Here is a 12,255-nt window from a genome sequence, read left to right as displayed (position 1 = left end):
TTTTTGGTTTGTCAAGCTTTTTTATAAATTGTTTCAGTAAGTTATCCAGGTTTGTTATATGTAAATTCACATATAAGTTATTCCGTTTGTCTTAATGAGGTGCGTATTATAGACGTTTAATTCAGTAAGTCAAGAAGTTATTTTATTTTAAATGAATCTAAAATTAGAAATAACTTACTTAAAGCTGGTTAGAATTATTTGAATGACAAGTCATTCTCAATCCGCCTTCCCTTCGACTGGGTGGCATTATACGCGGTTTGATGTGGGGGTCAAGGGGGTTTGAAGGTTTATTTCAGCAGTTATCTGCCATTATCATTAATACCACCTATTTATCAGTCAGTTAAGATTAAAAGTATTTTTACCTTTCATCATAAATAACCTTTTTGGTTGAAATCGCTTACCTCTTATGTATAACAGCCATCTATATAAACCTCTATATATGAGGCTTTCTATAGCTTACCTATTTTTTTAAAGAACTCTTTATAGGCAGCGACTTTCTTATCTAACGCTAAAGGGTATGCGCGTGACGTTGAAGGCAACCTATATAAGATAAGATTATTAACATCTGCTTTTTTGTTATTTTCACTTTGCCACTCATAAGGGTAATCCATACTTTGATTGGTCTTCGGATACTTAGACTTGGCAGGCGGCTGTGCTAATAAGTTCAGTAACACCTCGGTGGCTTTACCGCCCGTGGTAAATAACGTTTCAACCTTTGGTACCTGTGGCAAGATATTATCTAAGTCAACGGGTGTGACGACGGTTAGATTCTTATCTGAGGCATTGCCAGTTTCGCGAATAGCCTGATTAACCGTTGGACAAGAAGCAATGCCGCGCTCGAACATAAAGGCGCGAATACGCTCAGGATCAAAGCGCTTCTCATCCCCTACTCTAAAATAATCCACGTCATCAAAAAAAACACTACCATAGATACGCCACATATCATTATAAAAGTTAGGATAATGAAAGCGCATTGCCCATTTATCAGCGGTCGGTGGAAATGTGCCCATCATCATTACGGTGGCATCGGGTGGTAACACTGGACCGAACGGATGGGTTTCTACTTCTGCTGCGCGGACTTCGGACAATATCGAATTATTATCCATTTCATAAGTATTATCAGGCAGGTTGGATGGTTGTGTAGTCATAAGATTCTTCATCAGAAAAGCGGTTTTTTTGCTATCATAGCAAGCCTAAACACTACTTCATTTATTAGGGCGAGATTATAGTCAAACATAGTCGGCTTAAATAAAACCAATCTTTTTATAAATGCATTTGGCTTACTTTATTATTAAAGCATTTAGCTTACTATTTATGTGCTAGATATAGAGTTGAAGTGCAGTAAGTGTTTGTATCTTTTATACTAATGGCAACCGCATTAACTGCGCAAGCATCAGACCAAAAACCAAGAGAGAACTTATGAGCGACTTAAAAATCACTGTCATCGATCATCCGTTAGTTCGTCATAAACTCAGCCTTATGCGTGAAAAAGACTGTAGTACTTATAAGTTTCGTACATTGACCAAAGAGCTTGCACGCTTGATGGCATATGAAGCAAGCCGCGATTTTGAAATCGAAACCTTTCCAATGGAAGGCTGGTGCGGTGAAATTACTGGTGAGCAAATTATCGGTAAGACGGCAACAATTGTACCTATTTTACGTGCGGGTATTGGCATGTTGGACGGGGTGCTCGATTTAATTCCTACGGCAAAAATATCTGTCGTCGGCTTGCAACGCGATGAAGAAACTTTGCAACCTGTGCCGTTCTTTGAAAAATTTGTCAGCCATATGGACAAACGCCCAGCCCTTATCATTGACCCAATGCTAGCCACCGGTGGCTCAATGGTTGCAACTATTGAAATGCTGAAGAAAAACGGCTGTACCAATATTAAAGCATTGGTATTGGTTGCCGCACCTGAAGGCGTGCGTGTGGTCAATGAAGCACATCCTGACGTAACCATTTATACCGCCGCACTAGACAGCCATTTGGATGAGCACGGCTATATCATCCCAGGTTTGGGCGATGCAGGCGATAAAATCTTTGGTAAGCAACTATTTAACAAGTAAGAAAAAGCAAATAAATCAAGATAAGTCGTCATCATAAAAACTATGACCTAAGCACAAAACATCAATGATAAGGATATAAGATGAACGTATTGATTACAGGAGCAAGCGCAGGTTTCGGTAAAGCGTTGGCCGAACGTTTGGTTGCCAATGGTCATCGCGTGATTGGCTGTGCCAGACGCCTTGATAAGCTCAATGCTCTGGCAGACACTTTGGGCGAGGCATTTTTACCTATGGTTATGGATGTGAGTGACACGGCTGCTATCCCGCAAATCATTGCTGACTTACCTGCTGACTTTAGTCAAATTGATGTCTTGGTGAATAATGCGGGGCTAGCACTTGGCACAGAGCCTGCGCAAAATGCCAATCTTGATGACTGGATGCGTATGACCGATACCAATATTAAAGGTCTGATGGCGGTGACCCATGCGGTCTTGCCAGCGATGGTCGCACGCGATAGCGGTTATATCATCAATGTCGGCTCGATTGCCGGCAGTTGGCCTTACTTCGGTGGTAACGTCTATGGTGCGACCAAAGCCTTTGTCAAACAGTTTAGCCTCAATCTGCGGGCGGACTTAATCGGTACGCAAGTGCGCGTGACCAACCTTGAACCGGGTAATGTGGCTGGTACTGAGTTTTCAAACGTGCGCTATCATGGCGATGATGATAAAGCCGCCAAGGTTTATGATGGCTTTAAAACCATGACGGGCGATGATATTGGCGATATCTTATTATGGCTGATTGAATCGCCTGCCCATATTAACGTCAATCGTTTAGAAGTGATGCCAGTTGCACAAACTTATAACGGGCTGACGATTGCCAAGCAAGATTCTTAAAATTTTAGCCGACCGTTTGGCTCATTAACGTAATTCATAAGACCGAAGCAATATAGTCTCATCTATATTGCTTCTTTTTTTGGCTATGACATTCATCTCATTGACCAAGCGCAAATCCTGAAAGTCTAAAATTAGCACCTCATTACGCAAGCGCTCGCTGGTGCGTTTATTGTGACGTATCGGAAATCCTAAGACGTGCTTACTCTTAATCACTATCTGATTGATAATCATGGTCGAATTATTGATAGTAGATTTTGCACTTAACTGCTGAGCATTAATGATGACGGTGGCAGGGTTGAGCGTTGTGATTAACACCTTTGTCTGGCGTACGCTTTTTGGCATATCACCCGCAAAAAACAATACCTGCTCTAATGGTAAATACTGCGCGTGTCGCATTAATTCCTGACGAAATAGCAAAGGCATATCTGCATTAAAGCTATCTTCTGTTTGCTGAGAGAACGCCGTAAAATTACGATGCAAGTAACGTCCAAATACGCTGGCATTAATCCAGTCTTGATAAATGTCATTTGCTAGTAATTGCTTTGTGAAAGCGTCGGCATCTGCTGTGGTATCTGCCGTGAGCATGGCTAGCAATAGAGCTTCCGCATTGTTAAATATTTGCTGCTGCCAGATTTGTGGATATAGGCTGCTATCAAGCAATGCTAACATCGACTTGTTCATACCTTAATATCCTTATATTTCATTTACTGATACTTAATTCGATTGGTTACAGCGCATAATAAGTCGCTGCTTTTAAATCTAAGCTGCTTTCACCACTAAACGGATTTTATGCTATGGTCAGTTACCTACTCTAATATAACAGTCTTTCATTAGTGGAATAAGTACTTTTAAGATAACGCATTTCAGCTCGATCGGCTTTATAAAACCGTTTAATGAAAACAAGGGTTATCACCTGATGAAAACCAAATTAATTAACTTGCCTGCTAACTACCAGTTGAAAACGATTCATATCGCTTTGTCTGATGGTACTTTGCTACCAGTGTCAGTCATCGGCAGCGGCAAACCTGTAATATTACTGCATGCTTATGGTATGGATGCGCGTGAGTTTTTGCCGTTTATTTTACCCTTGGTTGGCAAATATGCATTTTATCTGCCGCATTTGAGAGGGTTTGGGGCGGCAAAAGATATCAAGCTGACCCAATTTGATTTTGTAAGGCAATATGCCGATGATATCAGTGTCGTGATTGAGCAAGTTTGCTTGGCACGCAATATAGAATCTGTGCCAGTTGCCGCTATCTCGATGGGCGCACAAGTGATGTGGGCTTATTTTGAGCGTTATGGTAGCGAAAGAGTCAGCCGCTATTTAAATATTGACCAAAGTCCTGCTATCCATAATCAGCCTGATTGGCAAGGTGGATTGTTTGGCACGCGGCAGCAAGAAGTATTCGATATCTTTCATGAGGTGATTGATAGGACGTTGCCTTATGCTGACGTCGAAAGCTTCACCCATTTGCCTTTTGCCCTTAAACGCCGTGCAACGGACGTCGAACGGCTATTTTCTCTGTTGTCCGTCAATCGCACGCGCTCAAAAGCTTTTATACAAGTGATGACTTATAAAAACGATCCCAAACTTGCGCTTTATGATCACAGTATTTGGCATCATAAGATGCGTTGCTTGCAAGCCTATTTGACATTGCCCTATGACTTTCGCGGCGCGCTAGAGCGGGTCACCATTCCAGTGGTCAATCTAATTGGCGGACGCTCTAAGCTGTATGATGCTAAGTGGCAGCAAAAAATCACCCAGATGCTACCTAATGCAACTGAGATAGTATTGCCGCGCTCAGGTCATGCGATACCGATGGATGAGCCAATTGGGTTTTATAAAGTATTAAAGAAGTTTTTGGGAACTTAACAAATAACTTTTACTATAACTCAATGAATAAAACCGCGAACAATTCGCGGTCTTATCAATATAAATGGTATTTTTAGTAGTATGGCTTTTCTGAATAGCTTTCATTATTACAGTTTTTAATCTTGATGTCTTTAATAACCTTTACAGAAGTATTACGAGGATAAATTTTTGAAAAAAAACTCATTACAGGATAGTTATATTTTTTTTCGAATTCAAACTCATCCTTCCTATTAATTAATATCGTCCTTTTGTCCATATCAATTTTCCTTCTAAGAATAGCGGAATTTTTTGATAGATTTTAAATGTAGCTCTAACTCAACTCTATCACTAATTTCCACAAAAAATTCTTCACAAACTCTAGTTTCTTCTTCACTGTGAGGAGCACATATTAATTCGCCATAAAGGCAAATTGTAAAAACATATTTAAACTCTCTATTGCCTACCTTCACTACTACAGGCTTGCAAAAAATTGAGCCATAATCTTTTTGAGATCTAGAGCGATCAGAAGAGAAAAACACTTCATTTTTTATGCCTTTTCTCATATCAGCAATAAACAAACTCTGACCATTGTCTAAACAGTAACGTGCTGTTGAGTTATTTTCCATTAATTTCTTTGCAGGTGTAAGCCTTGTTTGGTTGTTGCTTCGTAAAGCATACCACCACTTTCCATGCTCATCACCTTCTATAATAGTTATTGTAAGATTGAGTCGATTTACATCAAATATCGTTGCTACCGCTTCAATCGTTGCATCAAATATTGATTTTAGCTGTTCATCTGGTTTAGTGATTCTTTTAAAACAGTCCGCATTTGGAAGGATGCCAGCTGCTTCTTCATAGAATCGACGTTTCTTGCTGGCGACCAAACTATTAAAAATCTTTATTAAGTTTTTTAGTGCCTCTTCCTTTTTTCTATCTATATTCCTTGAAAATATTTCATACAATGCTTTGAACGCCACTACAAACATAGTAGTAATAAAAAGTAAACCAAATATATATTCATGTAACTGTCTGTAATTAGCAATCCAGCTCCAGTCATCGCCCCAGACATCTAGCGCTAAATAATAAAATGATATTAGTGCTGGTAATACTAGAGTTAAGACTGGATTTCTCAGTAGTTTCGCAAACCACGATTTTGCAAAAAACAGGTATGTAAATCTTTTAATTTTCTCAATCATATTAAGGTGTTATTCCATAGTTCTTTCGGAAAGATCATCTCCCATATGATATAAGAAAAATTAGATATCAATTCTATGGAATTTTTTCACGCTTTTAAAAAGCACGATTATAGTTCTTTAATCAACTTGAATCTAGCTACTTCTTTACCACCTATCATGACTATCTCAGAAAATATCGTGAGCGGCCGAACCCAAACGCCATATTCGCCATAAAGGCAGCGATAAACGACTAATGCTTCTTCGGTTTCAGAATGCTGTGCGGTATGCAAAACTTGGTAAAGATTACCTTTATAATGGCGGTAGATGCCTTGGGGGATGGTTTGAAGTTGTTTAGTCATAATTTTCTTACTTGTATTAATTATTATAAAAGCTTAGTGAGCATCATTAATTTTTTTCGTCAGCTCTAACTTTACTCGTAGCCACTCAGATTTTATTAAGCTATACATCACTGTATCTGAAATAACGCCATCGCGGCAGACTCGGTTGCCTCGAATCACCCCATCCTTTTTAGCACCTAAACGCTCAATGGCTCGTTGTGAGCGATGATTGCCAATATCCGTGCGCCAACCTACTGTCTGATACTCTAAAGCTTCAAATATATAAGTGAGTAGCATAAGCTTACAAGTCGTATTGACATGCGTTCGCCAATACGATTTAGCATACCAAGTATATCCAATCTCTAAGCGTTTGCTAGTTGGTAAAATATCATGAAAACTCGTTGTACCAATCGCTTTACCATTTGATTCATCAATAACGACAAATGCTTGTCTGTCAGGCATTGAATCTGCGGTATTGATATAGTCAATGACCTTATCTGGCTCTGGTACCGAAGTCTCGTTTATTTTCCATAGCTCACCGTCTTGGCAAGCTTGGGCTAAATCATTGGCATGAGTTAACATCAATGGCTTAAGAATAATGCCGTTACTTGATAACGTAGGAAGGTCTAACATCTATCTCTCCTTAAGCCATAATGAACTTACAACTCTCGTTACATAGCTCAATCTCTTAACTAAGCAACCGTGACTTTCGCATACGCCTTTTTACCTGCTTGGATAACCACCGTCTGACCAGAGGTTAAGCTAAAGCCTGCATCGACCACTTCGCCATCTACTTTCACCGCGCCGCGTTTAATCATATCTTTAGCAGATGAACTGTTTTTGGCAAGCTCTGCTTGATTTAATATCTGCGTGATAAATAATGCGTCCTGCCCTTCTAACTCTAACGTCACTTCTGGTAAATCGACTGGTAATTCGCCATCAGCAAGTACGTTACCCGCTGATTTGTGCGCATTAGCAGCCGCATCGGCATCATGGAAACGCTCGATTAACTCTTCAGCAAGAATGCGTTTGATTTCTTGTGGGTTGCGACCGTTTTCCATTTCTGCCATTAACGCTTCGACTTCTTCCATCGGCTTAAAGCTTAAAAATTCAAAGTAGCGACGGATTAAAGTATCTGGCATCGACAGCAGCTTTTGATACATGGTGCCCGGCGCATCGTAAATGCCCACATAGTTGCCAAGTGACTTAGACATTTTATTGACGCCGTCTAGCCCTTCTAAGATTGGCACGGTGATACAAACTTGTGGCTCTTGACCATAACGACCTTGCAAGGTACGTCCCATCAAAATGTTAAAAGTTTGGTCAGTACCGCCAAGCTCGACGTCAGCTTTAAGCGCGATAGAATCATAACCTTGTACCAATGGGTATAAAAACTCATGGATGGCAATTGGCGTTTGCGCCGCATAGCGTTTAGAGAAATCATCACGCTCAAGCATACGCGAAACAGTCAACTGGCTAGAAAGCTGGATCATATCGCCCGCTGACATGTCTTTAAACCATTCAGAGTTGAAGACAATCTTAGTTTTTTCTTTATCCAAAATTTTAAAAACTTGTTCCGCATACGTTTGCGCATTAACTTTGATTTGCTCGTCGGTCAATGGTGGACGGGTAGAGTTTTTACCAGAAGGATCGCCAATCTTGGCAGTATAATCACCGATTAAAAAATAAATCTCATGACCCAAATCTTGAAAATGCTTAAGCTTATTAATCAATACCGTATGACCTAAATGCAAGTCTGGTGCGGTAGGATCAAAACCTGCCTTGATACGTAGCGGGCGATTCAGTTTCAACTTCTTAACTAAATCCTCTTCAGATAGGATTTCTTGCGTGCCGCGCTGAATCAAGGCAAGTTGTTCTTCTAGGGTGTAGGTTTGAGTGGTCATGATGCTCTCTTTATTGTCTTTATTAAAAGGATAACGCATTTGGGCTATTTAGAATCTCGTAGCCAGTAAAAGATGTTAGAATTTGACAGATATACTAGCGTTTTTTAAGGTAAATTGCCATGACCAACCCTGCATCGATTGCTGATACTAATGATAATACTGATTCGACTATAAATTATGATAATGGTTTAGACAACATTTTAGACAATACTTTAGATGATGGTCTAGAAAATAGCTTAGCGCATATTGACGACTTAAATTATGCCACCTTGACCGATGCGCTTGAGCAAACGGTTTTCGAAAACTTCGATGATGGTTTATATATCGGCATGATGTCTGGTACCAGCCTAGATGGTATGGATGCCGTGCTTTGTCAATTTGGTAATAATAGTAGTGCTGAAACAGATACTCAGCAACCGCTGCGACTGTTAGCAACGCTTAGTCAGGACTTCCCGCCGCGACTGCGTGAAGTGTTATTGGCTTTATGTCAGCCAAATGGTGTCCAAGAATTAATACCCACAGTGGGTGAACCAAACAGCGAATTAGACTGGTTCGGTTGGGCTAGTAAAGCATACGCTGAGTTCGCCAGTGAGGTGGTCAATAATTTATTGCAGCAATCCAATACTGATGTAGAGTCGGTACTGGCGATTGGCTGTCACGGTCAAACGGTGCGTCATCGTCCGCAAATGGGTTTTAGCTTACAATTGGTCGATGCCAATATCATCGCCGAGCGTACTGGCATTAGTGTTGTCAGTGATTTTCGCCGCCGCGATATGGCAGTTGGTGGTCAAGGGGCGCCCTTAGTTCCTGCTTTTCACCAAGCATTATTTGCAACGCCTGATAGCACACGAGTGTTATTAAACTTGGGCGGTATTGCCAATATCACCGTCTTGCCAGCCAATGACAGTTCTGTTAATAATAGCTCAGTTATTGGTTATGATACCGGCCCTGCCAATTTATTACTCGATGCGTGGACAGCATTGCATACTGATAAAGACTATGATGCGGGTGGCGCGTGGGCGCAGTCAGGACAAGTCGTTGAACCGCTTCTTAACCAGCTGATAGAGCATCCGTTTTTTGCTCGAACGTATCCTAAAAGCACGGGGCGTGAAGACTTTAACTTAGAATGGCTACAGAATGAACTACAAAAATTCGATCAAGCCTCTGCTCATATTCGCTATTCGTCATCCGATGTACAGGCCACGCTTACTGAATTGACGGCGATGAGTGCCAGTATGCAAATTAATATGTTTATTAATGCGAAAAAAAATAGTTCGGTTTACGTCTGTGGTGGCGGGGCCCTGAATGATTATTTGATGACTCGCTTACAAGCGCATCTGCCCCATTGCACAGTAGAAACCACTGCCAGCTTAGGACTGAATCCCGCTTGGGTCGAAGCCGTCGCCTTTGCGTGGCTGGCACGGCAAACACTGATGGGTGAAACTGGTAACTTGCCAGCGGTGACTGGCGCAAGTAAAGGTGTGGTACTGGGACAAGTCTGTTTTGCTTAATTCCTGATTAATTGGTTAAATTTTAGTTTACATACGTACACTTATGTGTTTTATAATGGCTTCTGAAATAACATCCTCTTAGGACCGTAAGTACAGGATATAGCGCATGAGCCAGCACAGCAGTTTACCGACCGACTCAGTTACCGAGCAAGCGATAAATAATTCCGACACACAGGCGCATAAGCCAAGACGCGAAAAAAGACAGAAGCCACCGCACTACGAGCGCTCTGATGAGTTGCGCGTGGTGGTGACCGGTATGGGCGCGGTGACGCCCTTGGGATTGGATGTTGAAAGCTCGTGGGCAAGCCTGCTTAATGGTGAAAGTGGTATCGCACCGATTACCCATTTTGATGCCACTGACTACCGTGCGCGAATTGCCGGCGTGGTCAAGGATTTTGACGCCAAGCATTATATGAATGCCAAAGACGCGCGCCGCTATGATGATTTTATGCATTATGCCGTTGCGGCGTCTGCCATGGCATTAAAAAATGCTGGCTTTATCGATGAAGTCAGCGCTGCTGATGCGCCTGTGCACAATGTCGACCAAGAGCGCTTTGGCGTGATTTTGGGTTCAGGGATTGGCGGCATTCAAACCATTGAAAACAGTCGCGATACCCTGCGTGAAAAAGGCGCGATGAAAGTGTCGCCCTTTATCATCCCTGGCTCTATCGTCAATATGGCAGCAGGCTTGGTTGCCATTAAACACACTTTAAAAGGTCCAAACCTTGCGACATCGACTGCTTGTACTACCGCGACCCATGCTATCGGTCTTGCAGCGCGTTTGATTGCTTACGGCGATGCCGATGTAATGCTAGCAGGTGGCAGTGAAAAAGGCTCAAGTCCACTTGGTATATCGGGTTTTGGGGCGATGCACGCCCTCTCAACTCGTAATAACGAGCCGACCAAAGCCTCGCGTCCTTTTGATAAAGAGCGTGATGGTTTTGTGCTCGGTGATGGCGCAGGTGTAGTGGTGCTTGAAAGCCTTGCGCATGCTAAAGCACGCGGCGCGACAATATTGGCTGAGCTGGTTGGCTTTGGTATGAGTGATGATGCAAGCCACATTACCGCGCCACCAGAAGATGGTAGCGGTGCAGCACGAGCGATGCGTAATGCTCTAAACGATGCGGGTATTGAGCCATCGAGTGTTGGATACGTCAACGCCCATGGCACCAGTACCCCTGCTGGCGATGTTGCTGAATCCATTGCCATTGAAACCGTTTTTGCGCCCGTTAAAGACAGTATTCTGGTCAGCTCAACCAAATCGATGACTGGTCACTTGCTGGGTGCTGCTGGTGGTATCGAAGCGATATTCACCATCCTTGCCCTACAGCATCAGCATGTACCGCCGACCATTAATTTAGACAACGTCGAAGACAACTGTAATCTTGATTATGTGGCTAACCAATCGCGCAAAGTTGAGAATCTACAGTATGCGGTATCCAATAGCTTCGGCTTTGGTGGCACCAACGGCTCGTTGATATTTGCCCGTTGGCCTGTCAATCAGTAACACTCGAAAGCCTGGATTCTAGCTGTTGTAACCTTGGTGTCAGATTTACTACGTTTGACCACTTGCAGCCCCTTATCGTACTTGCGTATGATAAGGGGTAATTTTTGCAACATTTATGGACGATACCATGTCAAGCTACTCATTTTCTCCTCAATTTTATCAGCGCTGGACGTGTGCGCCGGACCTTATACGCGCCTCTATCATCCAAGAGCTCACCGATATCACCACCCTACTGCAGCATGACACGCCATTTGAAACTTTTGTTTTTAGCACTCATGACTTAGACGCCCATCTTGATAATCTTTATGAAAACCATGAAGCCGAACAAGCGATTGTTAAAGCCATTGCCGACAAAAAAGCCCAAGAGCAAGCGGCTGCCGAAAAACAACGTTTGGAAGCAGAACAGCGTTTAGAAAAAGAAAAACAGGCAAAAGCAGCAGCAGACACTAAGCTTAAAGAAGAAGCCAAATTAAAAGAAGTAAAAGCGGCGCAAAAAGAGCAACTCGCTAATCATAAATCTGCCAGTATTGATGACAAGGATATTAGCAAGAATGTTACTAGCAAAAATGATACTAGCGAATTAGAAAAGTCAGTTACTGATAGTAGAGTTGATAAAAATCAAAGCATTGAAACATCAGATGCAAAATCGGACGCGACGAAAACTGCAGCTGATACCAATGCTGATAAAAGGTCAATTCACGATACCACCAATGCTGTAAATATTGTGAACGATAATAATATGAAAACCGTTATCGATAAAGCGGTTGCAGACGCTGGCATTCATCTGTCTTTAAAAGACGCAAAGCTTGGCGCGACTCCGCCAGAATTAATCCGTGAGCTTGAAATACAAATTGATGATTATCTCAGTGAGCAGATGATGCTGATGTCAGAAAATCTAAAATCTTGGCTGCGTGCCGAAGTGACCCAACATCTCAGCGAAGATAAAGTAGGAACTAACAAAGATTCGAAAAAAAGCTAAATACTGCTTTCCGTTCAGAAACCGATAGCAACAAATTTCTAGCAACAAATCTTTAGAATAGAAAAAGCCTCGTAAATATTACGAGGCTT

At 42.0% G+C, this 12,255-nt stretch carries 12 protein-coding genes; 6 read left to right on the top strand and 6 right to left on the bottom strand.

The window, feature by feature from the left end; translation table 11 throughout:
- Window positions 1-449: 449 nt before the first annotated feature.
- Window positions 450-1,106, bottom strand: a complete 657-nt coding sequence (locus JMW39_RS09030) for a DNA glycosylase (RefSeq protein ID WP_201546170.1) — start codon at window positions 1,104-1,106, stop codon at window positions 450-452.
- Window positions 1,107-1,419: 313 nt separating this feature from the next.
- Between JMW39_RS09030 and upp the strand changes: the two genes are divergently transcribed.
- Complete coding sequence (gene upp, locus JMW39_RS09025; protein ID WP_149490868.1) at window positions 1,420-2,067, top strand: uracil phosphoribosyltransferase; 648 nt, start codon at window positions 1,420-1,422, stop codon at window positions 2,065-2,067.
- An 80-nt stretch (window positions 2,068-2,147) separates the two neighbouring features.
- Window positions 2,148-2,900 (top strand): SDR family NAD(P)-dependent oxidoreductase, encoded by a 753-nt coding sequence (locus JMW39_RS09020; protein WP_201546136.1) that lies wholly within the window; start codon window positions 2,148-2,150, stop codon window positions 2,898-2,900.
- A 24-nt stretch (window positions 2,901-2,924) separates the two neighbouring features.
- On the opposite strand, the gene JMW39_RS09015 is transcribed toward JMW39_RS09020, so the two are convergent.
- A complete protein-coding gene (locus JMW39_RS09015) occupies window positions 2,925-3,581 on the bottom strand; it encodes a hypothetical protein (RefSeq protein ID WP_201546126.1) in 657 nt (218 codons plus the stop codon).
- A gap of 235 nt (window positions 3,582-3,816) precedes the next feature.
- On the opposite strand from JMW39_RS09015, the gene JMW39_RS09010 reads away from it, so the two are divergent.
- Window positions 3,817-4,773: an alpha/beta fold hydrolase gene (locus tag JMW39_RS09010; protein WP_201546124.1), complete on the top strand. Its 957-nt coding sequence runs from the start codon at window positions 3,817-3,819 to the stop codon at window positions 4,771-4,773.
- A gap of 269 nt (window positions 4,774-5,042) precedes the next feature.
- Here the strand turns inward: JMW39_RS09010 and JMW39_RS09005 are convergent, their stop codons facing one another.
- The 4 genes from JMW39_RS09005 to tyrS form a co-directional block, all read right to left on the bottom strand.
- Window positions 5,043-5,948 carry a hypothetical protein gene (locus JMW39_RS09005; RefSeq protein ID WP_201546122.1) on the bottom strand — a complete coding sequence of 302 codons (906 nt, stop codon included), beginning with the start codon at window positions 5,946-5,948 and terminating at the stop codon, window positions 5,043-5,045.
- A 107-nt stretch (window positions 5,949-6,055) separates the two neighbouring features.
- Window positions 6,056-6,286, bottom strand: coding sequence for a DUF1653 domain-containing protein (locus JMW39_RS09000; RefSeq protein WP_201546120.1), 231 nt, complete (start codon window positions 6,284-6,286; stop codon window positions 6,056-6,058).
- A gap of 33 nt (window positions 6,287-6,319) precedes the next feature.
- A complete protein-coding gene (locus JMW39_RS08995; protein ID WP_201546118.1) occupies window positions 6,320-6,898 on the bottom strand; it encodes a GNAT family N-acetyltransferase in 579 nt (192 codons plus the stop codon).
- Window positions 6,899-6,957: 59 nt separating this feature from the next.
- Window positions 6,958-8,169 carry a tyrosine--tRNA ligase gene (tyrS, locus tag JMW39_RS08990; RefSeq protein ID WP_191692242.1) on the bottom strand — a complete coding sequence of 404 codons (1,212 nt, stop codon included), beginning with the start codon at window positions 8,167-8,169 and terminating at the stop codon, window positions 6,958-6,960.
- A 119-nt stretch (window positions 8,170-8,288) separates the two neighbouring features.
- Between tyrS and JMW39_RS08985 the strand changes: the two genes are divergently transcribed.
- The 3 genes from JMW39_RS08985 (at window position 8,289) to JMW39_RS08975 (ending at window position 12,166) form a co-directional block, all read left to right on the top strand.
- The gene (locus tag JMW39_RS08985) at window positions 8,289-9,680 is read left to right on the top strand and encodes an anhydro-N-acetylmuramic acid kinase (RefSeq protein ID WP_201546116.1); all 1,392 of its coding nucleotides are present in this window, start codon (window positions 8,289-8,291) and stop codon (window positions 9,678-9,680) included.
- A 106-nt stretch (window positions 9,681-9,786) separates the two neighbouring features.
- Complete coding sequence (gene fabF / locus JMW39_RS08980) at window positions 9,787-11,187, top strand: beta-ketoacyl-ACP synthase II (RefSeq protein WP_201546114.1); 1,401 nt, start codon at window positions 9,787-9,789, stop codon at window positions 11,185-11,187.
- Between the two features lie 127 nt (window positions 11,188-11,314).
- Window positions 11,315-12,166, top strand: coding sequence for a hypothetical protein (locus JMW39_RS08975; protein WP_227679472.1), 852 nt, complete (start codon window positions 11,315-11,317; stop codon window positions 12,164-12,166).
- The last annotated feature ends 89 nt before the right edge of the window (window positions 12,167-12,255 follow it).

It is taken from the genome of Psychrobacter immobilis, assembly GCF_904846175.1.
In the GTDB taxonomy this organism is placed as follows: Bacteria; Pseudomonadota; Gammaproteobacteria; order Pseudomonadales; family Moraxellaceae; genus Psychrobacter; species Psychrobacter immobilis_E.
Note: the sequence above shows the minus strand (reverse complement) of the source record. Positions and strands in the feature narration are given on the sequence as shown.

Bases quoted from the DNA above. Each gene is read 5' to 3' on its own strand.
- JMW39_RS09030 (WP_201546170.1), bottom strand. From the start codon at position 1,106: ATGGATAATAATTCGATATTGTCCGAAGTCCGCGCAGCAGAAGTAGAA.
- upp (WP_149490868.1), top strand. From the start codon at position 1,420: ATGAGCGACTTAAAAATCACTGTCATCGATCATCCGTTAGTTCGTCAT.
- JMW39_RS09020 (WP_201546136.1), top strand. From the start codon at position 2,148: ATGAACGTATTGATTACAGGAGCAAGCGCAGGTTTCGGTAAAGCGTTG.
- JMW39_RS09015 (WP_201546126.1), bottom strand. From the start codon at position 3,581: ATGAACAAGTCGATGTTAGCATTGCTTGATAGCAGCCTATATCCACAA.
- JMW39_RS09010 (WP_201546124.1), top strand. From the start codon at position 3,817: ATGAAAACCAAATTAATTAACTTGCCTGCTAACTACCAGTTGAAAACG.
- JMW39_RS09005 (WP_201546122.1), bottom strand. From the start codon at position 5,948: ATGATTGAGAAAATTAAAAGATTTACATACCTGTTTTTTGCAAAATCG.
- JMW39_RS09000 (WP_201546120.1), bottom strand. From the start codon at position 6,286: ATGACTAAACAACTTCAAACCATCCCCCAAGGCATCTACCGCCATTAT.
- JMW39_RS08995 (WP_201546118.1), bottom strand. From the start codon at position 6,898: ATGTTAGACCTTCCTACGTTATCAAGTAACGGCATTATTCTTAAGCCA.
- tyrS (WP_191692242.1), bottom strand. From the start codon at position 8,169: ATGACCACTCAAACCTACACCCTAGAAGAACAACTTGCCTTGATTCAG.
- JMW39_RS08985 (WP_201546116.1), top strand. From the start codon at position 8,289: ATGACCAACCCTGCATCGATTGCTGATACTAATGATAATACTGATTCG.
- fabF (WP_201546114.1), top strand. From the start codon at position 9,787: ATGAGCCAGCACAGCAGTTTACCGACCGACTCAGTTACCGAGCAAGCG.
- JMW39_RS08975 (WP_227679472.1), top strand. From the start codon at position 11,315: ATGTCAAGCTACTCATTTTCTCCTCAATTTTATCAGCGCTGGACGTGT.